This window comes from Pseudomonas sp. WC2401 (assembly GCF_041200115.1).
Lineage (GTDB): Bacteria > Pseudomonadota > Gammaproteobacteria > Pseudomonadales > Pseudomonadaceae > Aquipseudomonas > Aquipseudomonas fragi.
The window spans coordinates 1905281-1930682 of sequence record NZ_CP165623.1; the positions used below are offsets into that span (position 1 = coordinate 1905281).

Consider the following 25402-nt stretch of genomic DNA (forward strand, 5'->3'; position numbering starts at 1 on the left):
GGGTCAGGCTTTTATCGCCACCACGCTGAGCAATTGCCCGTCAACCAGAGCAAACTGCGCATCCAGTTCGCTGCCGTGTTGCCAGTCTGTAGACAGGTCGGTGAGCAGGCGCAGGCGCACATGACCTTCGGGCGTCCAGTTGAGCACTTCGGCGTGTTCAAAGTAGAAGCGTTTTTGCACCAGCGGGTAGAGGGCCTTGAACAGGCTTTCCTTGACTGAAAAGGTCAGGGTGACCAGCAGCGCTATCTGCTCGGCAGGCCCGGCGAGCATGCGCGCAAGCTCATCCGGGGTGAGGATTTCCTTGGCCAGGCGCTGGGCGCGTTCGGGGCTGAGCAGGGTTTCCAGATCGATGCCCAGGCCTTGCCAGTCGCGCCGCAATGCTACCAGGGCCGCGGCGCGGCCTTTGCTGTGGGTAATGGCGCCGCAGATATGGGCGGGCCAAACGGGGGCGCGGTCTTCGCCCATGCCGGGGGTGGCCAGAGTGCCATCCAGTTGCAGCATGGCTGCACGGGCACACAGGCGCCCGGCCAGAAATTCGGCCTGGCGTTTGGCCACCGAGCGTTGAATACTCGCTGGCATGTCGATGTTGCTGCGGGCAAAGTCATCGTCTTCCAGCTGGGCAGGGATAAAGTCGGTGCTTAGCCAGGTACTGGCAGGCAGCGTGGCTGGCAAGGGCCAGTCGGCGCGCAGCGGCGTGCAGCAGGCAGGCAGAGCGGGGAGTCGGTTCATGGCGGCATTGTGCCGGGGCTTGGCCCGGCTGTGCAATTGTTCAGAGTCTGTTCAGGGCACACGACTTACTGTGTAGCTAGGCTGTATAGGACACACGTCCTTAGAGACGCGGATTGGCTTGGGAGAGCGCGATGAAATTGCTGGTGGTTGAAGATGAGGCGTTGCTGCGCCATCACTTGCAAACCCGTCTGACAGAAAGTGGCCATGTGGTCGAAGCGGTGGCCAATGCCGAAGAGGCGTTGTACCAGACCGAGCAGTTCAACCATGATCTGGCGATGATTGACCTGGGCCTGCCGGGGCTTGGCGGCCTGGAACTGATTCGCCAGTTGCGCGCCCGGGGCAAGACGTTTCCGATCCTGATCCTCACTGCGCGTGGCAATTGGCAGGACAAGGTTGAAGGGTTGGCCGCAGGCGCGGACGATTATGTGGTCAAGCCGTTCCAGTTCGAAGAGCTGGATGCGCGGCTCAATGCGTTGCTGCGCCGCTCCAGTGGCTTTACCCAACCGACGATAGTGGCCGGTGCGCTGGTGCTGGACATCAACCGCAAACAGGCGGTGCTCGATGGTGAGCCGCTGGCGCTGACCGCCTATGAATACCGGATTCTTGAATACCTGATGCGCCATCACCAGCAAGTGGTGGCCAAGGACCGACTGATGGAACAGCTGTACCCGGATGACGAGGAACGTGATCCGAATGTGATCGAGGTGCTGGTCGGGCGCCTGCGACGCAAGCTGGAGGGGGCAAACGGTTTTAAGCCAATCGATACAGTGCGCGGCCTGGGGTACTTGTTTACTGAGCGCTGCCGATGATTCGTTCGCTTCGCGTTCGATTGATGCTGGCGGCAACCCTGTTGGCCGTGTTGTTTATGCTGGCGTTGCTGCCGGCGATGCAGGGAGCGTTCAGTCTGGCGCTCAAGGACGCCATCGAGCAGCGCCTGGCGTCAGATGTCACCACGCTGATTTCAGCGGCAAAGATGGAAAAGAACCGGCTCAAGATGCCGGCGCTGCTGCCTGATGAGCAGTTCGACCTGCCGGACAGTCGCCTGCTGGGCTACATCTATGACCGTGACGGGCAACTGGTGTGGCGCTCACGCGCCACCCAGGAAGAAACCATCAACTACAAGCCGCGCTATGACGGGCGCGGCAACGAATTTGCGAGCATTCGCGAGGCCAACGGCGAAGAGTTCTTTGTCTACGACGTGGAGGTCAAGCTGCTAGGCGGCAAAAGTGCGGCCTTCAGCTTTGTCGCCCTGCAACCGATGCGCGAATACAACCGCACGCTGGAAGGCCTGCGGGAAAATCTTTATCTGGGGTTCGGCGCAGCTTTGATTGTGCTGCTGGCATTGCTATGGATTGGTCTGACGTGGGGGTTACGCGCCTTGCGACGTTTGAGTCAGGAACTGGATGAAATCGAAACGGGCACTCGCCAGAGCCTCAGCGAGCAACACCCGCGCGAGCTGCTGCGCCTGACCGGCTCGTTGAACCGCTTGCTGCAAAGCGAGCGCGAGCAGCGCACGCGCTATCGTGATTCCCTCGACGACCTGGCCCATAGCCTGAAAACCCCGCTGGCGGTGTTGCAGGGGGTAAGCGAAAGCATGGCCCAGCGCCCGGCCGACCGTGAACAGGCCTGGGTGCTGCAAAGTCAGATCGAGCGCATGAACCAGCAGATCGGCTATCAGTTGCAGCGTGCCAGCTTGCGCAAGAGCGGCCTGGTGCGTCATCAGGTCGAAGTGCTGCCCGTGGTACAGAGTCTGTGCAACACGCTGGACAAGGTGTACCGCGACAAGGGCGTCAAGGTCAGCTACGACATCCCGGAACTGAGCCATCTGCCGATCGAGCAAAATGCCTTGCTGGAGTTGCTCGGCAACCTGCTGGAAAACGCCTATCGGCTGTGCCTGAGCCAGGTACGCATCAGCCTGCACCGCAATGCCCACGGCATAGAAGTCTGCGTGGAGGACGACGGCCCGGGCGTGCCGCCGGATCAGCGTGCGCGCATCTTGCAGCGCGGCGAGCGCCTCGACCGCCAGCATCCGGGGCAGGGCATAGGCCTGGCGGTGGTCAAGGACATCATTGAGAGTTATGACGCCACCTTGACCCTGGATGATTCGTCATTGGGCGGGGCAGCCTTCAGGATTCATTTCCCGGCGGGGTGAGCGATGCCCCCCCTGTAGCAGCTGCCGAAGGAACGAGGCTGCGTTCGGCGGCGCAGCCGTCGTAAACCTGAGTCCCGGGTTTTCCTGACACAACCATGTACCTGACTTCACGACGGCTGCGCCGCCGAACGCAGCCTCGCTCCGCTCGTCAGCTGCTACAGGTATATGGGGGGACGGTGGCGTTTAGGCGGATATCCGCCACCTCCTGCACTTCAACACGCCTGATGGGCGGAATCCCGCCAAGTCCAGTCCTACAAAATTGATCAATAAATTCCTACAAGCCTAGGCTCCACAGGCCATTGCGCAGCTTTTGCTCAATGTGGCCCACGGCTTGCAATAAGTGCGAGAGGTCTGCCGTAAGAGCAGCCCCAAAAACAAATCCCTCCAAGTACAGGAGGGTTCGCGCTTTAGGTGTCACCAGTCTCAGACGGAATGATGATTGAGTGATGCACTTGAGGAACTTTGCAATGACGACTCGTCAGCCACTGTACAAATCCCTGTATGTGCAAGTAATCGTAGCCATCGCTATCGGTATCTTGCTGGGCCATTACTACCCGGAAACCGGTGTCGCTCTCAAGCCGCTGGGTGATGGCTTTATCAAACTGATCAAGATGGTCATCGCGCCCATTATTTTCTGTACGGTGGTCAGCGGTATTGCCGGCATGCAGAGCATGAAATCGGTCGGCAAGACCGGCGGTTATGCCTTGCTCTACTTCGAAGTCGTGTCGACTATCGCGCTGTTGATCGGCCTGATCGTGGTTAACGTGGTTCAGCCTGGCGCTGGCATGCATATTGACGTGTCGACCCTGGATGCCAGCAAAATTGCCGGTTACGTGTCGGCAGGCGCAGACCAGAGCATCGTAGGCTTTATCCTCAATGTGATCCCGTCGACCATTGTTGGTGCCTTCGCCAATGGCGATATCCTGCAAGTGCTGATGTTCTCGGTGATCTTCGGTTTCGCCCTGCATCGCCTGGGTGCCTACGGCAAGCCGGTACTGGACTTCATCGACCGTTTCGCCCACGTGATGTTCAACATCATCAACATGATCATGAAGCTGGCGCCACTCGGTGCGCTGGGTGCAATGGCCTTCACCATCGGCGCTTACGGCGTAGGCTCGCTGGTGCAGCTGGGTCAGTTGATGATCTGCTTCTACATCACTTGCGTGCTGTTCGTGCTGATCGTGCTGGGCGGTATTGCCCGCGCTCACGGTTTCAGCGTGTTGAAGCTGATCCGCTACATTCGTGAAGAGCTGCTGATCGTACTGGGTACGTCCTCGTCGGAATCGGCGCTGCCACGCATGCTGGTGAAAATGGAGCGCCTGGGCGCGAAGAAATCGGTAGTGGGCCTGGTGATCCCGACCGGTTACTCGTTCAACCTCGACGGTACTTCGATCTACCTGACCATGGCCGCCGTGTTTATCGCCCAAGCGACTGACACCCATATGGACATCACCCATCAGATCACCCTGTTGCTGGTGCTGTTGCTGTCGTCCAAAGGTGCTGCGGGCGTAACCGGTAGCGGCTTTATCGTGCTGGCGGCCACCCTTTCGGCTGTAGGCCACTTGCCGGTAGCCGGTCTGGCGCTGATCCTGGGTATCGACCGCTTCATGTCTGAAGCCCGTGCCCTGACCAACCTGATCGGTAACGCCGTGGCAACCCTGGTGGTGGCCAAGTGGGTTAAGGAGCTGGACACCGACACCCTGCAGACCGAGCTGAACTCCGGCGGTCGCCCGCTAGAAGATACCCGCCCGCAAGATGACCTGGGCGTGGCTGAAGGCCCGGCCCCGGTGCTGCTCAAGTAAGTCTGAGCGCATAAAAAACCCATCTTCGGATGGGTTTTTTTATGCCTGTTTATTCGACCCGCGTCAGGCCGCTGAACACCAGCGCGTTACGGCAGCGTCGGCACAGATAGCCGCGGCCTTGCTTGACCAGGGCGTGGCGCTGGGCGGAAAAGGCAAAGTCGCTGTCCGGGCACGGGCAACGGTAGATATAGCGCGTGGCGCTGCGCCGTTTGATGGCGTAGGTATGGCAGCGATTGGGCGGCAGTTCGTACACCCCGCGCATGATCAATTGCCATTCTTCGCCGTGGGGCGCGATACGTTCGCCAAACAACTGATGGGCAACCAGGTGCGCCACTTCGTGGGGGACGGTCTGCCTGAGGAAGTCTTCGCTGTTTTCACGGTACAGCTGGGGGTTGAAGCGCAGCAGGTTTTCATGCAAATGGGCGACCCCGGCTTTTTGCCCGCGCAGTTTGAAACTGACGACGGGGCGCTTGAAAGGGCGTTTGAAAAACACTTCGGCCTGTTGGAAACAGTCTTCGACGCGGGTATTGAGCAACTCGGGCATGCGGTTCGGTTCTCCAGAGCCGAGGATTATGCCGCAAGCGGTGGGGGTTCCGAAGTATCGAGGTGCCGAGCGGTCACGATGCGAACGCTGTAGCCGCTGCCGCAGGCTGCGATGGGTTGCGTAGCGACCCGCTCTTGAAGGTCCTGCGCCCCTTATCGCAGCCTGCGGCAGCGACTACAGGTAGTGCCGGTTAATTGGTATACACCGGCCCGACACCCAGGCCCCAGACGATCACGGTAAAGGCCATGATCGCCACCAGCACCACCAGGCCCACTGCCAGCACCGAGCTGGAAAACAGGAAGCCTTCATCCGGGTCTATGTTCATAAAGGTAGGCAGGCCCACATACAGTAGATACACCGTGTAGCAAATGGCGGCGGTACCCACCATCATGCCCAGCCACATATGCGGGTACAGCGCCGCCAGCCCGCCAATAAACAGCGGTGTAGCGGTGTAGGTGGCAAAGGCCACGCAACGCTGCAGGCTGGGTTGTGCATCGTAGGTACGCGCCATCCAGTGGATAAATGCGCCCATTACGCCCACGCCCACCAGCATGGCGGCGTAGGACAACAGGGTCATCCACAAGGCACTGTCCAGGGTCAGCATCACCGGTGCGCGGTTACCGATCACCCAGCCCACCTGGGTTGTACCGATAAACGCAGAAACGGCCGGAATCGCTGCCAGAATTAACGTATGCGTGAAATACATATGACCGATGCTTTCTTCGGCATCTCCACGGATTTCGCGCCATTCTTTATCGGGGTGGGTGAAAAGGCCCACAACGTGATGGATCATGGCTGTCGCTCCTGTATAAGACGCATCGCCTCCAGTGGGACGCGTGCCGGTCGCGCAGCCAGAACATATTGGGAAGAAAAGAGGCGTGCGGCCTTGGTGACAAGTATAGGAAACCTGTCGGCCCTTATATCCGGCTCCTTAGAGCTTATTGTGCTGTCAGCTGCGGGCTTATTGCATTGGCGTCTTTAGGCGGACAAGGGGTTCGTCGGCCGGGTTTTTTTCGGTAAAATCACCGGCTTTTGGTCTTAACTCGCGGAATTGAAGCGCTATGGGCACTCACTCGGTCTCTCAAATCAAACTCCAGAAACGCCTGCGTCGATTGACCGGTGAGGCAATTGCCGACTTCAACATGATTGAGCATGGCGACAAGGTGATGGTGTGCCTGTCGGGCGGCAAGGACAGCTACACCCTGCTCGATGTGTTGCTGCACCTGCAAAAAGTGGCGCCGATCCAGTTCGAGATCGTGGCGGTGAACATGGACCAGAAGCAGCCGGGTTTCCCCGAGGACGTGCTGCCGGCCTACCTCAAGTCGCTGGGCGTGGAATATCACATCGTTGAAAAAGACACTTACTCGGTGGTCAAGGAACTGATCCCTGAAGGCAAAACCACCTGCTCGCTGTGTTCGCGCCTGCGCCGTGGCACCTTGTACACCTTTGCCGATGAGATCGGCGCGACCAAGATGGCCCTGGGGCATCATCGCGATGACATCGTTGAAACCTTCTTCCTCAACATGTTCTTCAACGGCACACTCAAGGCGATGCCGCCCAAGCTGCGCTCCGATGACGGGCGCAACGTGGTGATCCGCCCGCTGGCGTACTGCAACGAGAAGGACATCCAGGCCTACTCCGACTGGCAGCAGTTTCCGATCATTCCGTGCAACCTCTGTGGTTCCCAGGAAAACCTGCAACGCCAGGTGGTCAAGGACATGCTCCAGGAGTGGGACCGCAAGACGCCAGGCCGCACCGAGAGTATCTTTCGCAGCCTGCAGAACGTGATCCCGTCGCAATTGGCGGACCGTAACCTGTTTGATTTTGCGAGCCTGAAGATCGACGAAAGCGCCACGCCGCGCTTCGTCAACCTGCTCAACCTGTAATTGCCAAGAGGAGAGGGCATGCGCGACTACAAATGGCTGCACGAATACTGTTTGAACCGCTTTGGTTCGTCAGCCGCACTTGAAGCCCAATTGCCCGTCCCGAAAACCGCGGAACAATTGCGCCGGATCAGCGACGATCGCTACCTGTCGACCCTGGCCCTGCGCGTCTTCCGTGCCGGGCTCAAGCACAGCGTGGTCGATGCCAAGTGGCCAGTATTTGAAGAAGTGTTCTTTGGTTTTGACCCGGAAAAAGTGGTGCTGATGGGCGCCGAGCACCTGGAGCGGTTGATGCAGGATGCGCGGATCATCCGCCATCTGGGCAAGCTTAAAAGCGTGCCGCGCAATGCCCAGATGGTGCTCGATATCGCCCACGAGCACGGCAGTTTCGGCGCGTTTATCGCCGACTGGCCAGTGACCGATATCGTCGGGTTGTGGAAGTACCTGGCCAAGCATGGGCATCAGTTGGGTGGTTTGTCGGCCCCGCGTTTTTTGCGCATGGTCGGCAAGGACACTTTTGTGCCCAGCTATGACGTGGTGGCCGCGCTGAACGCGCAGAAGCTGGTGGACAAGGCGCCGACCAGCCTGCGCGACCTGGCGATTGTGCAGAACGCCTTCAACCAGTGGCACGCCGAGAGTGGCCGGCCAATGTGCCAGCTGTCACAGATGCTGGCGTTTACGGTGAATCACTAACCAGGCTTTGTGAGCGGCCAAAAGCCTGTGGGAGCGAGGCTTGCCCGCGATGGCAGCGCCTCGATGTACCTGATACACCGAGTCGTCTGCCTCGCGAGCAAGCCCGCTCCCACAACAGCTGCATCACTCGCCGCTCAGGCGCCGATCCAGCTGGTAGCGCCAGCGCACAAACAACAAGGCACTGACAAACACCGCCACGCTGGCGGCGATTTCCAGCAGGCCGAAGACCTGGCGGTTGGGGTCGAATGCCGCCAGCGCTCCCTTGATCAGGTACAGGTTGACCACATAGCAGGTGAACGAGTGCCCGCGTGGGCTGCCCATCAGCATGCCGGGCACCACAAACATCAACGGCACCAGTTCGATCAACAGGATCACCCACGGCCGGGCGCCGTGCAGGTCGGCAAAGATCAGGTAGTAAGCACACAGCAAGCCGATCAGGCCAAAAAAGCACACCAGGCTTATTACGCGCATCAGCCGCACCCGCGGCTCCAGCCATTCGATGGGCGGTAGCACTTTGGGCTTTTTAGCCACGGTTGCTCTCCAGTTTCAGCGCAATAGTGGCCAAACGCTGACCCAAGGCCCGGCACAGGGCGATTTCGTGCTCGTCCAGGCCGCGCTTGCCGTCGGCACCGGCATGATGGCTCGGCCCATAAGGCGTGCCACCCGCGGTGGTATGGAGCAGGGCCGATTCGCTGTAGGGCAGGCCGGTGACCAGCATGCCGTGGTGCATCAGCGGCAGCAGCATCGACAGCAGGGTGCTTTCCTGGCCGCCGTGCAGGCTGGCGGTGGAGGTGAACACACCCGCCGGTTTGCCGACCAGTGCGCCGGTCAGCCACAGGTTGCTGGTGCCATCGAGAAAGTACTTGAGCGGCGCGGCCATGTTGCCGAAACGCGTCGGGCTGCCCAGGGCCAGCCCCGAGCAGTTTTTAAGGTCGTCGAGGCTGGCGTACATCGCGCCTTCGTCGGGAATGGCCGGGGCCACGGCTTCGCATTCGGCAGAGATGGCCGGCACGGTGCGCAGGCGCGCCTCAAGGCCACCTTGCTCGATGCCACGGGCAATTTGCCGGGCCATTTCGCTGGTCGAACCGTTGCGGCTGTAAAACAGAACCAGAATATAAGGCGCGCTCACGGCAGGATCTCCAGGATTTTTTCCGGCGGGCGGCCAATCACGGCCTTGTTGCCTGCGACCAGGATCGGCCGCTCGATCAACTTGGGGTTGGCCGCCATCGCGTCGATCAGTTGTGCTTCGCTGAGGCTGCTGTCGCCCAGGTTAAGGGCCTTGTACTCGTCTTCACCGCTGCGTAGCAGCTGGCGGGCGCTGAGGTTCAGCCTGGCCAGCAGGTCGCGCAGTTGCGCGGCGCTCAGCGGCGTTTCGAGGTAGCGCACCACGGTGGGGGTCAGGCCGCGGGCTTCGAGGAGTTCGAGCGCACCGCGGGATTTCGAGCAGCGCGGGTTGTGATAAAGCGTCAGATCGGTCATGTGCGGGTCGCATCTTGCGTAAGGTGGCGGCTATTCTACCCGCCTGACGGGCGCGCCTGAACCGTATGCGGTAAATGGCCGCTCGCTAATGGCTTTTTGTTTGTATTTACCGGGAAGGATCAACGCATGTTAAAGCGACTCATGGCAGTAGCTGCCGTTTCCGCCACGTTATTGCTGGCTGGTTGCGGAAATGATTATGGGGTCGATCAGCACGGACAGAAGATCGCGTCGGAGCGTCTGGACAAGCAGTGGAAGATTATCAACTACTGGGCCGAGTGGTGTGGCCCGTGCCGCATCGAGATTCCTGAACTCAACTCCCTGGAAAAACAGCTGCAGGGGCAGTCGGTGGGGGTGTTCGGGGTCAATTTCGATGGCTTGCAGGGCAAGGAGCTGAGCGACGCGAGTGCTGCGCTGGGCATCACCTTCACCGTGCTGGCGCAGGATCCGGCGGAAGTGTTCGATTTACCGCGCAGTGAAGCGCTGCCGGTGACCTATATCCTTGATGAGAAGGGCAAGGTACGGGCGACCTTGATGGGCGAGCAGACTGCGGCCGGGCTGCTGGCCAAGATCAAGGAACTCAGGGGGGCCTGAGTCGCAGCCATCGCGAGCAAGCCCGCTCCCACAGGTTGGCGCCAACCTTGTGGGAGCGGGCTTGCTCGCGATTCAAACGCCGCGCTGTATCAGCCTTCTTCCGGCCAAAGCCGCAGCGGCTTGCCTTCGGCAGGCCAGAAGCGCACCTGCTCGATCGGCGAAATGTCCCAGCGCTGGACGGTTTGCAGGGCTTCGAAGAATCGATGCTCCTGCTCCATCAGCGCCGGTGCACAGGCTTTGCGGGTGCTGCCCACGCCACCAAAGGTCAGCTTGTCGCCTTCCAGGGTGTAAGGCGCGAACCAGTGATTGCAACCGCCACTGCCATAGGCCCGGCCAGCATCGTCCAGGGTGACGGTCAGGTGGCTGTTGTCGATCAGCGGTCGCTCGCCGATCCACTCCAGTACATAGGTGTGGTTCTGCTGCAGCTTCACCGGGTCACCCGCGCAACCCGCCAGGCTTGCGCCCAGAACGGCCAGCAGGATCAAGCGTTTCATTGCGCAGCCTTTTGGCATTGCGGGCACACATGCTTGCTGCCTTCAGTGCTCCAGCCCAGCTCGGCAATGCGCGCCGTAGCTGCAGGCTTTTGGGCCTTGGTGCCGAGTTTGGCGTCGACCGCGAACTCGAATTTCAGCTCCTTGGCGCAAGCATCGCAGTTGACCTGCCATTCATGTATCGCCAATTCGCCGAAAACCGGCCCCTTGGTTACGGCAACCCATTGGCCGCGCGGGTTGATCAGGTGACGGACCTTGTCGACGCTCAAGCGCATGGACAAGGTCTTGCTGCCCTTGAGGGACACAATCAGCACGTCACCGGCTTGAATCGAGCCACCGTTGCCGGTGACTTGATACAGGCCCGGCGCCAGAGCGCGGCATTCAATCAGGGTGTGCTGCGGGTTAAGCAGGCTGTAGCGAAAATCGTGTTCGACCATGGGTCCTCCAAGTAAGTCGCTATGCTAGCACGCAGGCATCAAAGTCCAGACTCAACCTTCGATCAGGTTTTGCGCCACGCCGTTTTTCCAGGCCGCGATATTGCTCAGGGTAGTGGCTGCAATCGCATTCAACGCCTCGCGGGTCAGAAACGCCTGATGGGCAGTAATGATCACATTGGGGAAGGTCAGCAGCCGCGCCAGCACATCATCCTGCAAGGGCAGGTCGGAGCGGTCCTCGAAGAACAGCTGGGCCTCTTCCTCGTACACATCCAGCCCCAGATAGCCCAACTGGCCGCTCTTGAGTGCCTCGATCAGTGCCGGGGTGTTGACCAGTGCACCACGCCCGGTGTTGATCAGCATGGCGCCATGTTTGAGGGTCGCCAGGCTGGTGGCGTTGATCAGGTGCTTGTTGTCAGCGGTCAGCGGGCAGTGCAGGGAGATGATGTGCGAACCGGCCAGCAGCTCGGGCAGGGTGACGTATTGCGCGCCCAGTGCCAGCAGTTCGGCGTTGGGGTAAGGGTCGAAACACAGCAGCTTGCAGCCGAAACCGGCCATGATCTTGCCGAACGTGGCGCCGATCTGGCCGGTGCCCACCACGCCCACGGTTTTGCCCACCAGGTCGAAACCGGTCAGCCCGTGCAGGGTGAAGTCACCTTCGCGGGTGCGGTTATAGGCGCGGTGCAGGCGACGGTTGAGAGCCAGGATCAGGGCCACGGCATGTTCGGCCACGGCATGGGGCGAGTAGGCGGGTACGCGCACCACACTCAGGCCCAGGCGCTTGGCGGCGGGCAGGTCGACATGGTTGTAGCCGGCCGAGCGCAAGGCGATCAGGCGGGTACGGCCAGCGGCCAGTTGCTCCAGCACGGGGGCACTGAGGTCGTCATTGATAAACGGGCAGACCACTTCGTAGTCATGGGCCAGCGCCGCGGTGTCCAGGGTCAGGCGCGCTGGCTGGAAGTGCAGCTCGTTGCCGTCGTCTTGTGCGGCCGCGGTAAAGCTGTCGCGGTCGTAGGTCTGGCTGCTGAAAAGAATCGTGCGCATGGGGTCTTCCTTAGTGTGTAACCACAAATCGGCATGTGTGGGGGCGGGCTTGCCCGCGATTCAGGCGGCGCTGTGTGCCGGGTAAACCGGGGCGATGCCCTCGCGAGCAAGCCCGCTCCCACGCAATGATGTTGCTATGCGGTACTGCGTGCTTCTTTGGCCAGGCGTGTGATGGCTAGATCCAGCTCGTCCAGGGCGGTAGCAGCGTTGGGGCTGGTTTGCTTGAGCAGGGTCTCGCTGCGCTGGCAGGCCGCGCGCAGTTGCGGCACGCCGCAGTAACGCGTGGCGCCGTGCAGGCGGTGGACGCGTTCGATCAGCGCGTTGTTGTCTTTGGCGTCGCGCGCCTGGCGAATGGCGTCGCGGTCGGCTTCCAGCGAGGCCAGCAGCATGGCCAGCATGTCGATGGCCAGGTCGGCCTTGCCTGCGGCCAGACGCAGGCCTTCTTCGTGATCCAGAACCGGCAATTGCGCGTTATGGCGCTGCGGTTCGTGATGGTTGTCGCTGGTCTGATTGCGCAAGGCCAGCCCTGTCCACTTCAACACCACCTGGGCCAATTGGCGTTCACTGATGGGTTTGGTCAGGTAGTCATCCATGCCGCTTTGCAGCAGGGCACGTTTTTCGTTGGCCATGGCGTGGGCCGTCAGTGCGACCACCGGCAGCGGCGTGCATTGGCGCTCGCTTTCCCATTGGCGTAACACCTCCGTGGTTTCACGCCCGTCCATGCCGGGCATTTGCACATCCATCAGCACCAGGTCGAAGTCTTGTGTCTTGACCGCATCAAGGGCGGCATAACCGCTGTCCGCTGCAGCCACTTTGGCCCCCATGCCTTCCAGCAAGGTTTGCACCAACAGCAGGTTGGCCGGGTTGTCATCCACGCACAGGATGCGCGGCGCACGGCTGGCCAGCGGTTCGCCAGGCTCGCTGCGGGGCTGGCGCGGGTTGATCAGGTCGGCCAGGGCGCGGCGCAATTTACGGGTGCAGGCGGGCTTGGCCAGCAGTTGGCTGTGCGGGTTGGTCACCACAGGATTGAACAGCCCCTGCTCGGTGGTTGGGCACAGCACCAGCACCTTGCAGCCCAGGTGCTCAAGGTCCCAGATATGCTGGTTGAGGCGCTCGGGGGGCATGTCGTTGGCCGTCACCCCGAGCACCGCCAGGTCAATCGCCTGCGCGGTCTGGTGGGCGCCGGTGACGCAGTTGGTGAGGTTTTCCAGGGTGGTGCAGGGCGTGACTTCCAGGCCGCAGTCTTCCAACTGGTGGTGCAGGGCCTGGCGGGCCAGGTCGTGTTTTTCCAGAATGGCGACACGCCGGCCCAGCAGCGGGGCGCCGGGCAAGTCTTCGACATCATCGCGGGCCTTGGGCAGCTTGACGCTGATCCAGAACACCGAACCTTCGCCGGGGGTGCTTTCCACGCCGATTTCGCCGCCCATCTGCTCCACCAGTCGCTTGGAAATCACCAGGCCCAACCCGGTGCCTCCGGGCTGACGGGACAGCGAGTTATCGGCCTGGCTGAAGGCCTGGAACAGGGCGCGGATATCCTGAGCGGTGAGGCCGATGCCGGTGTCTTGCACGCTGATGCGCAATTGCACGCTGCCATCGGTTTCGTTTTCGTCCTGGTCTTCGAGCATGGCGCGCACGGCAATGGTGCCTTCACGGGTGAACTTGATGGCGTTGTTGACCAGGTTGGTGAGGATTTGCTTGAGCCGCAGCGGGTCACCCACCAGCGACAGCGGGGTGTCGCGATAGACCAGGCTGACCAGTTCCAGGCCTTTGTCGTGGGCCGAGGGCGCGAGAATGGTCAGGGTGTCCTGCAGCAGGTCGCGCAAATTGAAGGGAATGTTGTCCAGCACCAGCTTGCCGGCTTCGATTTTTGAAAAGTCGAGAATCTCGTTGATGATGCCCAGCAGGCTGTCAGCTGATTTTTCGATGGTATTCAGGTAGTCGAACTGGCGCGGCGTCAGCTCACTTTTTTGCAGCAGGTGGGTAAAGCCGAGGATGCCATTGAGCGGCGTGCGGATTTCATGGCTCATGTTGGCCAGGAATTCGGACTTGATGCGGCTGGCCTCCAGTGCTTCCTTGCGGGCCAGGTCAAGTTCCAGGTTCTGGATTTCGATGGTTTCGAGGTTCTGGCGCACGTCTTCGGTGGCCTGGTCGACGCTGTGTTGCAGTTCTTCCTGGGCATTGTGCAGGGTTTCGGCCATGCGATTGATGCCCGAGGCCAGTTCGTCCAGCTCGTGGCTGCCCAAGGGCGGCAGACGGGTTTCCAGGTGGCCGTCCTTGAGCTGGGCCACGGCTTGCTTGATCTGACCCAGCGGTGCGTTGATGGTGCGGCTCATGCGCAAGGCCAGCAGGGTGGTCAGTACCAGCCCGGTGGCGATCAACAGCAGGCTGGCAAACAGGTTGCGATAGCTGCGCAGCAGCATGCCGTTGTGTGACAGTTCCAGCTCGACCCAGCCCAGCAGGCGATGGGCTTCGTTAGGGATCACATCCCCGGCCAGGTTGCGGTGGCGGCCGAACACCGGCAACAGGTAACGCGTGGCATCGTTGTCGGTACGCTGTTGCAGTTGGGTGCTGCTGCCCAGCGGGGCCCGGTTGAGCATGATCGGCCCGGCATGGGCGAGGGGCTCGTGGTTGGCGTTGAGGAACGCCACGGCGCGCACGTCCTGCTGCTCAAGGGACTCGGTGGCGATGCGGGCCAGCAGGGCGGTGTCGTGCCGGCCCATCGCCGGGGCCACCAGCGGCGCGAGCTGCTCGGCGATCATTTCGCCGCGCTGCAGCAACTGCGATTGCAGTTCGGACTGTTGCAACCAGGTGAAGTAGCCGCCCAGCACCGTTGCCATCAGGCTGACGGGTAAAAGCGTCAGCAGCAATACGCGGCCTTTGATACCGAGGTTTTTAAGCACGCAACTCTCCAGCCCTGCATTTTTAAGAATGGCCCGGGCATCCCGCCCGGCCCAGGTGGCAGTGTAGCCATATGGTGACCGGCAAATCTTTGAAAATTTGCCATCAGTTTCTGATTATCAGACCGGGTAAAGGCCATGCCGGTTGCCCGCAGTGGCTCAATCTTGAATAATCGCCGATTGAGAATTACTTGCAGACGCTAATGAATCCCGTAGCTGTTAGCCCTTCGCGCCTTCTGACCATTGAAGACGACCCCGTTCTGGGTGCCTACCTGCACGAGCAGTTGGGGCGCTGCGGGTTTGACGTTATCTGGTGCCAGAACGGCCAGGAGGGTCTGGCCCGCGCCCGGCAGGAGCATTTTGACGTGGTGCTGATGGATATCCTGCTGCCCGGTATGAATGGGCTGCAGGTGCTTACGCAACTGCGCCAGACCCACGCCTTGCCGGTGATCCTGATGTCTGCGCTGGGCGCCGAGGCCGACCGCATCAGCGGGTTCCAGCTGGGCGCCGACGACTACCTGCCCAAGCCGTTCAGCATGGCCGAGCTGCGGGTGCGCATCCAGGCCATCCTGCGCCGCGTGGCCCTGGACCGCATGCCCGGTGTGGCGCAACCGCCAGCCCCTGAACATGGCCTGTGGTTCGATGAACAGGCCAGTGACGTGCGCTGTGGCGAGCAATGGGCCGGGTTGACCCGCAGCGAGTTCCGCTTGCTCGACACCTTGCAGCGCAATGCCGACGAGGTACTGAGCAAGGCGTTCCTCTATCAGCAGGTGTTGCAGCGCGGCTATGCCGCCCACGACCGTAGCCTGGACATGCATATCAGCCAGATCCGGCGCAAACTCAAGACCATCGGCTACCACCAGCGCGAAGTGCGCACGGTATGGGGCAAGGGCTATGTGTTGAGCGCCAGTGATGCCCTGTAAGGTGCCCGGCAAAAACTCGGTGTTCTGGAAGCTGGCCTGTTTGCTGGTGGTGTTCTGCTTGCTGATGATCTGGCTCAGTTGGTCCTGGGGCCGCTACATGGACAAACGCACCGGGTTTTTGTCCGAGCAGGCCCACGGCACTCTGGTGCGCTATGCCGGTGAGGCCGAGCGCGCCTGGGAGACCGGCCAGCAAACCGGCGTCGATCAGTGGCTGCAAGGCATGGGGCGCCGGGAACCCGGCTGGGTCGGGGTGATTGGCCAGGACCTGCAATCGCTGAGCAGCTACCCGCTGAGCGAACGAGAAAGCGAGCGCCTGACCTTTTTGCGCGGCCTGGACTGGCCCATCAGCCATATGAAAACGGCACGGCCGTGGATCAAGGTGCCCTTTCCCCGGGACCCGTCCTTGGGCAGCCTGGTTATCGAGTTACCGCAGCGCTTTATGCCCGGACGCTCCCAGGTGGTCTGGCGGATTGTGACCAATGGTGTGATTCCGGGTTTGCTTACGCTGCTGCTGTGCGTGGGCCTGTACCGCGTGCTTATTGTGCCGCTCAACCATCTGCGCGAGCAGGCCAACGCCTGGCGGGCTGACCAGTTGGGGGCAAGGCTGTCGAGCCAGACCACCAGCCGTCAGGACGAACTGGGCGAGCTGGCGCGGGCGTTCGATCAAATGTCCGAGCGTTTGCAGAGCACGGTGTCGCAACAGCAGCAATTGCTCCGTGACCTGTCCCATGAACTGCGCACGCCCTTGAGCCGTTTGCGGGTGGCCTGTGACAGCGAGCAGGGGGTTGAGGCCTTGCGCGAGCGTTTGAGTCGCGAAGTGGACGGCATGCAGCGGCTGGTCGAGGACACCCTGCAACTGGCCTGGCTGGACGCCGAGCGCGGGCCGCTGCCGGTGGAAGACATCCAGGTGCAGGCGTTGTGGGAAATGCTCACCGAAAATGCCCGCTTTGAAAGTGGCTGGCCGCAATCGCGGCTGCCTTGCCGGGTGGATGAGCAGTGCTGGGTGCGCGGGCACCTCAACAGCCTGGCCCAGGCGCTGGAGAATATCCTGCGCAATGCCATCCGCCATTCACCGCCAGACGGCATCGTCAGCCTCAGCGGCCAGCGCGAAGGCGACATGTGGCATCTGTGGCTCGACGATCAGGGCGGCGGGGTGGCGCCTGAAGAACTGGAGCGGATTTTTGCGCCCTTTACCCGCCTCGACGGGTCGCGCCCTGGGGATGGCGGCTTTGGCCTGGGCCTGAGCATTGCGCGCAATGCGCTGCGCCTGCAGGGCGGCAGTTTGTGGGCCGAGAACCATGCTGGAGGGTTGCGGGTGCATGTTCGTTTGCCGGCAGGGCATGTGGTGTAAACGCTCTGGCCGCCGGTATGCATACATCCCTGTGGGAGCGAGCTTGCCCGCGAGGGTATCAGCCCGTTTTAACTGACAGAGCGCGGTGTCAGCATCGCGGGCAAGCCCGGCTCCCACAGGAATTATTGTGAAGGGCTTGCGGCGCTTATAGCCTTTAACCATAAGCACCACACTTTGCGTGATATGGGCTCCGGGCGTTTGTCGGTATGATGTGCGGCCCCGCGGTCTGGATTGCGAATACGCCATGACATTGCAGTACCCAACTATCGCCGATTGCGTCGGCAACACCCCTCTGGTGCGCTTGCAGCGCCTGGCCGGGAACACCTCCAACACCTTGTTGCTCAAGCTCGAAGGGAATAACCCTGCAGGCTCGGTCAAGGACCGTCCGGCTCTGTCGATGATTGCCCGCGCCGAAGCGCGCGGCCAGATCCAGCCCGGCGATACCCTGATCGAAGCCACTTCGGGCAATACCGGCATTGCCCTGGCGATGGCGGCGGCGATCAAGGGCTACAAGATGATCCTGATCATGCCCGACAACTCCAGCGCTGAGCGCAAGGCGGCCATGACCGCCTATGGTGCCGAACTGATCCTGGTCAGCCAGGAAGAGGGCATGGAAGGTGCCCGCGACCTGGCCGACCAGATGCAGGCCAAGGGCCTGGGTAAAGTGCTCGACCAGTTCGCCAACGGTGACAACCCCGAGGCGCACTACACCGGCACCGGCCCGGAAATCTGGCGCCAGACCAACGGTACCATCACCCACTTCATCAGTTCGATGGGCACCACAGGCACCATCATGGGCGTGTCGCGCTACCTCAAGGAGCAAAACCCGGGCGTGCAGATCGTCGGTTTGCAGCCGATGGAAGGCGCTGCCATCCCGGGTATCCGCCGCTGGCCGACCGAATACCTGCCAAAAATCTATCAGGCCGACCGCGTTGATCGCATCGTCGACATGGCCCAGCGCGAAGCCGAAGACGTCACCCGTCGCCTGGCCCGCGAAGAAGGCATTTTCTGTGGCGTGTCCTCGGGCGGGGCGGTGGCGGCAATGTTGCGCCTGAACCAGGAAGTCGAAAACGCGGTGATGGTCGCGATCATTTGTGACCGGGGCGACCGTTACTTGTCGACCGGCATCTACGACGCACCCAACTGATGGCCAAGCAAGAGAGAGGCCTGCGCTTCCAGCCTGCTGGCGGCACCAAGGCTGCGCAAGTGCCCACGGGCAAGAAACAGCGTTTGAATATCGAGCGCCTGGCTAACGACGGTCGCGGTATTGCCTTTATTGAAGGGCGTACCTGGTTTGTCGCGGGTGCGCTGGCCGGTGAAGAAGTTGAAGCGCGGGTGCTGGGCGCCCACGGCAAAGTCGTTGAGGCGCGTACCGAGCGTGTTTTCAAGGCCAGCGAGATCCGTCGCGAGGCACCCTGTGTCCATGCAAGCAAGTGCGGCGGTTGCAGCGTGCAGCATTTGCCCCATGAAGAGCAGCTTGCACTGAAACAGCGCATGCTGGCCGAGCAACTGTCCCGCGTGGCTGGTGTCGAACCTCAAGAGTGGGCAGCACCTTTGACCGGCCCCGAGTTCGGCTATCGCCGCCGGGCGCGCATCGCGGTGCGTTGGGATGCGCGGGCCAAGCATCTGGAAGTGGGTTTTCGGGCTGCAGGTAGCCAGGATATCGTCGCCATTGATCACTGTTTGGTTCTGGTACAGGCCTTGCAACCTATCATGACGGGGCTGCCTGCCATGTTGCGTCAACTGGGCAACCCCAAGGCCCTGGGCCATGTGGAGTTGTTCAGCGGCTCGGCGATTGCCGTGCTGTTGCGGCACATGGCGCCGCTCAGTGATGCCGACATGAACGTATTGCAGAATTTTTGCATCACCCATAACGCCCAATTGTGGCTGCAGGGTGAAGACGGGCCGCAACCGGTCGATCTGACCCGTGCGCTGGGCTATCGTCTGGAACAGTGGGACCTGGAGCTGGCGTATCGTCCCGGGGACTTTGTCCAGGTCAATGCCGGCGTCAATGAAGCAATGGTGGCCCAGGCCATAAAGTGGCTTGCACCACAAGCTGACGAACGGATTCTTGACTTGTTCTGTGGGCTGGGTAACTTCGCATTACCACTGGCTAAACAGGTCCGCGAAGTGGTGGCTGTAGAAGGTGTTGCGACCATGGTCGAACGCGCAGCGCAAAACGCGGTCAGTAACAGCCTGCATAATGCAGTGTTTTTTCAGGCCGACCTGTCGCAGCCGCTGGTGGATGCAGGCTGGGCCAAGAAGGGGTTCAGTGCGGTGCTGCTTGACCCGCCCCGCGACGGTGCCTATGAGGTGGTACGCAAGCTGTCTGGCCTGGGCGCCAAACGTTTGGTGTATGTGTCGTGCAACCCGGCCACGCTGGCGCGCGACACGGTTGAATTGATGAAACAGGGTTACCGGTTAAAACGTGCCGCAATCCTCGACATGTTCCCGCAAACAGCTCATGTCGAGGCGATGGCGTTATTTGAAGCAGACTAGGATGTCTGTCTATTTCAACGGGCCCGCAACCCGCGCAGTGATGCCCTGTAGCGCGGGTTGGGATTAGGGCCTGTGATTTCGGCGCACCAGACGTGCGCTGTAGGGAAGGTAAGCAAGATGGTACAGGTCAGAGCACACCAGCCGATCAACACCGACGGCAGTCTCAACCTCGAGGCATGGCTCGATCATGCGGTGAGTGTCGATGTGGCGCTGGACCGTGAAGCCTTGAAAGAAGCGTGCGAGTTTGCACGCGAGGCCGAGCAGCAAGCCAATGCCGCGAAAAACCTGTGGACTGAAGGCACATCGAGCTTTCGTACCGGGTTGGAAATTGCCGAGATCCTGGCCGATCTGAAACTGGATCAGGACTCCCTGGTAGCGGCAATTTTGTATCGCGGCGTGCGTGAAGGTCAGATTCAGCTCCCGGCGGTCAGTCAGCGCTTCGGTCCGGTAGTGGCCAAGCTGATTGACGGTGTACTGCGCATGGCGGCCATCAGTGCCAGCCTCAGCCCGCGTCAGTCAATGGTGCTGGGCTCCCAGGGCCAGGTCGAAAACCTGCGCAAGATGCTGGTAGCGATGGTTGATGACGTTCGCGTGGCACTGATCAAGCTGGCTGAACGTACCTGCGCGATTCGCGCTGTCAAAAACGCCCCGGACGAAAAGCGCAACCGCGTCGCCCGAGAGGTGTTCGATATTTATGCGCCACTGGCGCACCGCCTGGGCATCGGCCATATCAAGTGGGAACTGGAGGATTTGTCCTTCCGTTACCTGGAACCCGAGCAGTACAAACAAATTGCCACCTTGTTGCATGAGCGCCGCCTCGACCGCGAGCGCTTTATCAGCGATGTGATGAACCAGCTGCGTACCGAGCTGGAAGCCACCGGGGTGACCGACGCCGACATCAGCGGCCGAGCCAAGCATATCTACTCGATCTGGCGCAAAATGCAGCGCAAGGGCCTGGCCTTCAGCCAGATCTATGACGTGCGTGCGGTGCGGGTTCTGGTGCCGGAAATGCGCGACTGCTACACCGCGCTGGGCATCGTTCATACCCTGTGGCGGCATATCCCCAAAGAATTCGACGACTATATCGCCAACCCCAAGGAGAACGGCTACCGCTCGCTGCACACTGCCGTGATCGGGCCTGAAGGCAAGGTGCTGGAGGTGCAGATCCGCACCCACGCCATGCACGAAGAGGCCGAGCTGGGGGTTTGCGCGCACTGGCGCTACAAGGGCACCGACGTCAAGGCCGGGTCTAACCAGTACGAAGAGAAAATCTCGTGGTTGCGCCAGGTGCTGGAATGGCACGAAGAGCTGGGTGATATCGGCGGGCTGGCCGATCAGCTGCGGGTCGATATCGAGCCGGACCGGGTATACATCTTTACCCCGGACGGGCATGCCATCGACTTGCCCAAAGGGGCGACGCCGCTGGACTTTGCCTACCGGGTGCACACCGAAATCGGCCACAACTGCCGTGGTGCCAAGATCAACGGGCGCATCGTGCCGCTCAACTACAGCCTGCAGACCGGTGAGCAGGTCGAGATCATCACCAGCAAGCACGGTACGCCGAGCCGCGACTGGCTGAACCCGAACCTGGGCTATGTCACCACCTCGCGGGCGCGGGCCAAGATCGTCCACTGGTTCAAGCTGCAGGCCCGCGACCAGAACGTCGCGGCCGGCAAGACCATGCTCGAGCGCGAACTCGGCCGTTTGGGCCTGCCGGCGGTGGACTACGAGAAGCTCGCCGACAAGGCCAACATGCGCACCGCCGAGGACATGTACGCGGCGCTTGGCGCGGGCGACTTGCGCCTGGCGCAGTTGATCAACCTGGCCCAGCAACAGGTCGAGCCCGAGCGCGGCAGCGAACAGATGGAGCTGATCCCGCGCAAGGCCACGGGCTACAAGCCGGGCAAGCGCGGCGATATCCAGATCGAAGGCGTCGGCAACCTGCTGACCCAGATGGCCGGCTGCTGCCAGCCGTTGCCGGGGGATGCGATCGTCGGTTACATCACCCAGGGCCGTGGCGTCAGCATCCACCGCCAGGACTGCGCCTCGGTGCTGCAACTGGGCAGCCGTGAGCCTGAGCGGATGATCCAGGTCAACTGGGGGCCGATCCCGGTTTCGACGTATCCGGTGGATATCGAGATCCGCGCCTATGACCGTTCCGGTTTGCTGCGTGACGTTTCCCAGGTGCTGCTCAACGAGCGGATCAACGTGCTGGCGGTCAACACCCGCTCGAACAAGGAAAACAACACGGCGTTGATGACCCTGACCATCGAGATTCCGGGGCTGGACGCGCTGGGGCGCTTGCTGGGGCGTATCTCGCAACTGCCGAACATCATTGAAACCCGCCGGATCGGGCGCAGCGAGCCGCGCTGATCCTTTGTGGGAGCGGGCTTGCTCGCGATTGCATCACCTCGGTGAGTCGGGGGTGTTCACATCGCGAGCAAGCCCGCTCCCACAGGGTGTGGTTAGCGTGTGCCAAAGGATTACAGATGTATAACCTCGACGACCTGCTTCACCTTATGGCCCGCCTGCGCGATCCGCAATATGGCTGCCCGTGGGATATCAAGCAGACGTATGCCTCCCTCGTGCCCTACACCCTTGAAGAAGCCTACGAGGTTGCTGACGCGATCGAGCAGGGCGACTTCGAGCACCTGCAGGGTGAACTCGGCGATTTGCTGTTCCAGGTGGTGTATTACAGCCAGCTGGCCCGCGAAGAAGGCCGTTTCGAATTTGCCGCGGTGATCGACAGCATCACCCGCAAGCTGATCCGCCGTCACCCCCATGTGTTTCCAACTGGCGACCTGTATGCGCCGCTGGATGTGCCGCGCCTGAGCGAAGAACAGGTCAAGGTACGCTGGGATGAGATCAAGGCCGAGGAGCGCGCAGAAAAATCTGCAACCCCCGAGCAGTTGTCCTTGCTGGATGATGTGCCAGTAGCCCTGCCGGCGTTGTCCCGTGCCGCCAAGCTGCAAAAGCGCGCCGCCCAGGTCGGTTTTGACTGGCCAGCAGCCTTGCCGGTGCTGGACAAGGTACGAGAGGAGCTGGACGAAGTGCTGGAGGCCATGGCTGGCAACGATTCGTCGGCCATTCATGAGGAAATAGGCGACCTGCTGTTTTCCGTGGTCAACCTGGCCCGTCATCTTAAAGTGGACCCCGAAACCGCCTTGCGTGGCGCCAATACAAAATTTGATCGACGTTTCCGGTTTATCGAGCAGGCATTGCGCGATACCCTGCGTCCCATTGAAAGTTGCACCCTTGAAGACCTGGACGCCCTGTGGGGCGAAGCCAAGCGCCAGGAAAAGAATTTGCCCAGCTGCGGCTGAGTTTGCCTAAGTGAGTAAGTAGATGAGCATTTCCCTACGCGACCAGTTGCTCAAAGCCGGACTGGTCAACGAGAAGCAGGCCAAGCAGGCCGGCAAAGAAAAACAGAAGCAGCAGCGCCTGGCCCACAAGGGCCAGATCGAGCTGGACGACACCCAGCAGCGCCTGGCTGCCGAGGCCAAGGCCGAGAAGGTCAAGCGCGACCAGGAACTGAACCGCCAGCAGCAGGAAAAGGTCGAGCAAAAGGCCCGTGCTGCGCAGATCAAGCAATTGATCGAAGTGTCGCGCTTGCCCAAGCTGAACACCGAGGACTACTACAACTTCGTTGACGACAAGAAGGTCAAGCGCCTGTCGGTAAACACCCTGATGCGCAACAAACTGGCCAATGGCTCGCTGGCGATCGTGCAGCACCAGGGCGGCTATGAAGTCATCCCCCGTGAGGCGGCGTTGAAGATCCAGGAGCGCGACCCGCGCCGGATCGTGCAGCTGAACATCCTGGTTGAGCCGAAAACCCCGGAAGAAGACGATCCGTACGCGGCATACCAGATTCCTGATGACCTGATGTGGTAACCGAAAAATTCTGACAGCAACGAAAAACGCCGTAGCAGCTGCCGAAGGAACGAGGCTGCGTCCGGCGGCGTAGCCGTCGTAAAGCCTGAAGCCTCGGTTATTTCAGTTAAACAGCGGGTGCAGGTTTTACGAGCGCTACGCACTCGGACGCAGCCTCGTTCCTACGGCAGCTGCTACAAGAATATCTTGAGCCCGCATACAACAAACCCCGCTTCGGCGGGGTTTGTTGTATCAGCATGTACATTTATTGTCTGAGCGCAGTTAAGGTTTTTTTGTAGTTGCCAGGGAACGTTGATTCAGAAGCCCTAAAGATTGCAAGTCTGTTAGATACTTGTGAATAAGTGTTTTGGACAGGTGTGGGACTGTAACCATGTCTGAGCTCACAGCTTGAAAAGTCTCCTGCAAACGCTTTGACGAAATTTTTGAACCCGAAATGACTTCAGCGGGTTCGCTGAGGCTATGAATCAAAGGCAGTGAGGTATGTTGCTGCAGGCTTTTGGGTAGGGCGAGAAGTTTTCTTTCGAATTGTTGATGCCAGTCTGCATATTCAGAGATTTTTCTGATATTAATGCCCAATTCGCTCAGCCAGTCGACAACGGTGTCCAATGAAATGCCATCATTATGACTGTTCACCAAGTTAATTGAACGATACGAATTCTTCTGCTGATCCAGCCCAATGCGGACGATTGCGTTGGCTGTAAAATCGACAGGCAGACCGTCGTAATGAGGTTTCTGCTCATTTTCAACCTGGCGATAAAATGACTGCGGGGCAACACCTGTCTTTACCAAACTTAGTAGAAGGCGGGTAAACATATCCGGGATGTTTAATTGCTCTGGATAAGAACTGTGAGCGAGAATCATACTTGAGCGGAATGTGGTTACAGGTAGACCGTAGTGACTGTTTGCTTCCCTAAGTAAGACCTCACAAGCCCACTTGCTGAGCCCATACCCGACGGCATATGTATCGCGAGCCTCAACGACAGGGGCTGCAAGCCGAATGTCCATATCCTCATCTAATGTCGGCTGGGCACCTACTAAGGAAGCTACAGCGATGCTTGAAAGAAACACGATAGGTTTGAGGTGGTGCGAGAGAGCCAGACTAATAATCTCACTCGTTCCATTTACATTGGCATTAAAGAGGCTGCTATAGGGGAGGAGGTGATTGACCAGTGCAGCGGCATGAAAGATAGAATCAACTTCACTGCTCAGCCTTTCCCAAGTGGCTTCATCCAGCCCGAATTTTGGTTCGCCAATATCACCCGCCAGTACTTCCAAATGCAATTTGGATAACGCCCTTACTTTTCGAGATATTACCGAGTCACCTCGACCGAAAGACTCTTGGAATCGCCTGCTTGCAGTCTGTATATCCTTTGCGCGGACGACACAAATTAACGTGCCACCTTGCTCGCCAAGTGTTTTTAGCAGTTGCAGGGCCAAGAATCTGCCTAAATAGCCGGATGAGCCTGTTAATAAGATGGTCTTGGCTGGATGGGGCGATGTGTTTAACGTGTGAGCCTTATGTAAAATATCCGGATTGATAAAATGTTCAAGCTGAAGGTCTTTTGCATGGTACGTGAAGGGGGTCAGACTATGAGTTGATTCGCAAGAAGGGCGAGATTGGTGAGTTTGCAAAGCCTTCTCAATGTACTCGCTAATATACTTCAGGTCGTAACCGGGACTGATCAAAAGATCAACAGGGACGTTGATGGCATAAATGTCAGACAGCAGAGTAGCTAGATTGACGGCCGATATGGAGTCTCCTCCAAGGTCTCTGAATTGTGCTTCGGGGCTTATCGTTTCAACCGTTCCGCCCACAAGACTGCACACCGCATTTTTCAACGTTTCGAGTACAGGTAGCATGTCAACTTGCTGATGCAGGTTACGAAGCTTGACTCGTTCTTGTGAAATTAGCTGGCTGTTCAGATTTTCAAAATGCAGCGCATATTTCTGTCGAAGCTTGGGCCACATGGGTTTTCCATGATCAGAGAGTAGCCCATTC

24 protein-coding genes are annotated in these 25402 nt (G+C 60.1%); 13 read left to right on the forward strand and 11 right to left on the reverse strand.

Going from position 1 to position 25402, the window contains the following annotated elements; translation table 11 throughout:
* Positions 1–3: 3 nt before the first annotated feature.
* Positions 4–729: a 4'-phosphopantetheinyl transferase gene (locus AB3G35_RS08685; RefSeq protein WP_369782522.1), complete on the reverse strand. Its 726-nt coding sequence runs from the start codon at positions 727–729 to the stop codon at positions 4–6.
* Between the two features lie 131 nt (positions 730–860).
* Here AB3G35_RS08685 and AB3G35_RS08690 point away from each other — a divergent pair, with 131 nt between their 5' ends.
* The 3 genes from AB3G35_RS08690 to AB3G35_RS08700 all read left to right on the forward strand — a co-directional run bounded on the left by AB3G35_RS08690 (position 861) and on the right by AB3G35_RS08700 (position 4683).
* Positions 861–1538, forward strand: a complete 678-nt coding sequence (locus AB3G35_RS08690) for a response regulator (protein WP_016779832.1) — start codon at positions 861–863, stop codon at positions 1536–1538.
* Positions 1535–2881 carry an ATP-binding protein gene (locus AB3G35_RS08695; RefSeq protein ID WP_016779833.1) on the forward strand — a complete coding sequence of 449 codons (1347 nt, stop codon included), beginning with the start codon at positions 1535–1537 and terminating at the stop codon, positions 2879–2881. The genes AB3G35_RS08690 and AB3G35_RS08695 overlap by 4 nt, the downstream gene beginning before the upstream one ends.
* 467 nt (positions 2882–3348) lie before the next feature.
* Positions 3349–4683, forward strand: coding sequence for a dicarboxylate/amino acid:cation symporter (locus tag AB3G35_RS08700; RefSeq protein ID WP_016779834.1), 1335 nt, complete (start codon positions 3349–3351; stop codon positions 4681–4683).
* 49 nt (positions 4684–4732) lie between these two features.
* Here AB3G35_RS08700 and AB3G35_RS08705 read toward each other — a convergent pair whose 3' ends face one another.
* Complete coding sequence (locus tag AB3G35_RS08705; RefSeq protein WP_016779835.1) at positions 4733–5227, reverse strand: SprT family zinc-dependent metalloprotease; 495 nt, start codon at positions 5225–5227, stop codon at positions 4733–4735.
* A 190-nt stretch (positions 5228–5417) separates the two neighbouring features.
* On the reverse strand, positions 5418–6020 hold the full coding sequence (locus AB3G35_RS08710; RefSeq protein ID WP_016779836.1) for a Yip1 family protein: 603 nt from the start codon (positions 6018–6020) through the stop codon (positions 5418–5420).
* Positions 6021–6288: 268 nt separating this feature from the next.
* On the opposite strand from AB3G35_RS08710, the gene ttcA reads away from it, so the two are divergent.
* Both ttcA and AB3G35_RS08720 read left to right on the forward strand, forming a co-directional pair.
* Entirely contained in the window at positions 6289–7113 is an 825-nt protein-coding gene (gene ttcA / locus AB3G35_RS08715; protein ID WP_016779837.1) for a tRNA 2-thiocytidine(32) synthetase TtcA, read from the forward strand.
* An 18-nt stretch (positions 7114–7131) separates the two neighbouring features.
* The gene (locus tag AB3G35_RS08720; protein WP_086796016.1) at positions 7132–7803 is read left to right on the forward strand and encodes a DNA-3-methyladenine glycosylase I; all 672 of its coding nucleotides are present in this window, start codon (positions 7132–7134) and stop codon (positions 7801–7803) included.
* Between the two features lie 123 nt (positions 7804–7926).
* Here the strand turns inward: AB3G35_RS08720 and AB3G35_RS08725 are convergent, their stop codons facing one another.
* From AB3G35_RS08725 to arsC, 3 genes are read right to left on the reverse strand one after another with little or no spacing between them, the layout of a single operon-like run.
* On the reverse strand, positions 7927–8334 hold the full coding sequence (locus AB3G35_RS08725) for a DUF2069 domain-containing protein (protein WP_016779840.1): 408 nt from the start codon (positions 8332–8334) through the stop codon (positions 7927–7929).
* Entirely contained in the window at positions 8327–8932 is a 606-nt protein-coding gene (gene wrbA / locus AB3G35_RS08730) for an NAD(P)H:quinone oxidoreductase (protein ID WP_086796017.1), read from the reverse strand. The genes AB3G35_RS08725 and wrbA overlap by 8 nt, the downstream gene beginning before the upstream one ends.
* Positions 8929–9282: an arsenate reductase (glutaredoxin) gene (arsC, locus tag AB3G35_RS08735; protein ID WP_095040926.1), complete on the reverse strand. Its 354-nt coding sequence runs from the start codon at positions 9280–9282 to the stop codon at positions 8929–8931. Before arsC ends, wrbA begins: the two co-directional genes overlap by 4 nt.
* Positions 9283–9408: 126 nt before the next feature.
* Here arsC and AB3G35_RS08740 point away from each other — a divergent pair, with 126 nt between their 5' ends.
* Positions 9409–9873: a TlpA disulfide reductase family protein gene (locus tag AB3G35_RS08740; protein ID WP_029611284.1), complete on the forward strand. Its 465-nt coding sequence runs from the start codon at positions 9409–9411 to the stop codon at positions 9871–9873.
* Positions 9874–9962: 89 nt separating this feature from the next.
* On the opposite strand, the gene AB3G35_RS08745 is transcribed toward AB3G35_RS08740, so the two are convergent.
* The 4 genes from AB3G35_RS08745 to AB3G35_RS08760 form a co-directional block, all read right to left on the reverse strand.
* Complete coding sequence (locus tag AB3G35_RS08745; RefSeq protein ID WP_086796019.1) at positions 9963–10367, reverse strand: META domain-containing protein; 405 nt, start codon at positions 10365–10367, stop codon at positions 9963–9965.
* Positions 10364–10801, reverse strand: a complete 438-nt coding sequence (locus tag AB3G35_RS08750; RefSeq protein WP_016779846.1) for a hypothetical protein — start codon at positions 10799–10801, stop codon at positions 10364–10366. The genes AB3G35_RS08745 and AB3G35_RS08750 overlap by 4 nt, the downstream gene beginning before the upstream one ends.
* Positions 10802–10852: 51 nt before the next feature.
* The gene (locus AB3G35_RS08755; RefSeq protein ID WP_369782525.1) at positions 10853–11842 is read right to left on the reverse strand and encodes a 2-hydroxyacid dehydrogenase; all 990 of its coding nucleotides are present in this window, start codon (positions 11840–11842) and stop codon (positions 10853–10855) included.
* A 134-nt stretch (positions 11843–11976) separates the two neighbouring features.
* Positions 11977–14742, reverse strand: coding sequence for a response regulator (locus AB3G35_RS08760; protein ID WP_106117062.1), 2766 nt, complete (start codon positions 14740–14742; stop codon positions 11977–11979).
* Positions 14743–14942: 200 nt separating this feature from the next.
* Here AB3G35_RS08760 and AB3G35_RS08765 point away from each other — a divergent pair, with 200 nt between their 5' ends.
* From AB3G35_RS08765 to AB3G35_RS08795, 7 genes are all read left to right on the forward strand, one after another.
* Entirely contained in the window at positions 14943–15662 is a 720-nt protein-coding gene (locus tag AB3G35_RS08765; RefSeq protein WP_088379209.1) for a response regulator transcription factor, read from the forward strand.
* A complete protein-coding gene (locus AB3G35_RS08770) occupies positions 15652–17013 on the forward strand; it encodes a sensor histidine kinase (RefSeq protein WP_016779850.1) in 1362 nt (453 codons plus the stop codon). The genes AB3G35_RS08765 and AB3G35_RS08770 overlap by 11 nt, the downstream gene beginning before the upstream one ends.
* A gap of 244 nt (positions 17014–17257) precedes the next feature.
* The gene (cysM, locus tag AB3G35_RS08775; RefSeq protein WP_016779851.1) at positions 17258–18160 is read left to right on the forward strand and encodes a cysteine synthase CysM; all 903 of its coding nucleotides are present in this window, start codon (positions 17258–17260) and stop codon (positions 18158–18160) included.
* A complete protein-coding gene (gene rlmD / locus AB3G35_RS08780; protein WP_369782526.1) occupies positions 18160–19512 on the forward strand; it encodes a 23S rRNA (uracil(1939)-C(5))-methyltransferase RlmD in 1353 nt (450 codons plus the stop codon). The genes cysM and rlmD overlap by 1 nt, the downstream gene beginning before the upstream one ends.
* 117 nt (positions 19513–19629) lie before the next feature.
* On the forward strand, positions 19630–21885 hold the full coding sequence (relA, locus tag AB3G35_RS08785) for a GTP diphosphokinase (RefSeq protein WP_016779853.1): 2256 nt from the start codon (positions 19630–19632) through the stop codon (positions 21883–21885).
* Between the two features lie 116 nt (positions 21886–22001).
* Positions 22002–22835: a nucleoside triphosphate pyrophosphohydrolase gene (mazG, locus tag AB3G35_RS08790; RefSeq protein ID WP_169910654.1), complete on the forward strand. Its 834-nt coding sequence runs from the start codon at positions 22002–22004 to the stop codon at positions 22833–22835.
* 22 nt (positions 22836–22857) lie between these two features.
* Positions 22858–23403, forward strand: a complete 546-nt coding sequence (locus AB3G35_RS08795) for a DUF2058 domain-containing protein (protein ID WP_016779855.1) — start codon at positions 22858–22860, stop codon at positions 23401–23403.
* A gap of 261 nt (positions 23404–23664) precedes the next feature.
* On the opposite strand, the gene AB3G35_RS08800 is transcribed toward AB3G35_RS08795, so the two are convergent.
* Positions 23665–25371 (reverse strand): thioester reductase domain-containing protein, encoded by a 1707-nt coding sequence (locus AB3G35_RS08800; RefSeq protein ID WP_369782529.1) that lies wholly within the window; start codon positions 25369–25371, stop codon positions 23665–23667.
* Positions 25372–25402 lie beyond the last annotated feature (31 nt).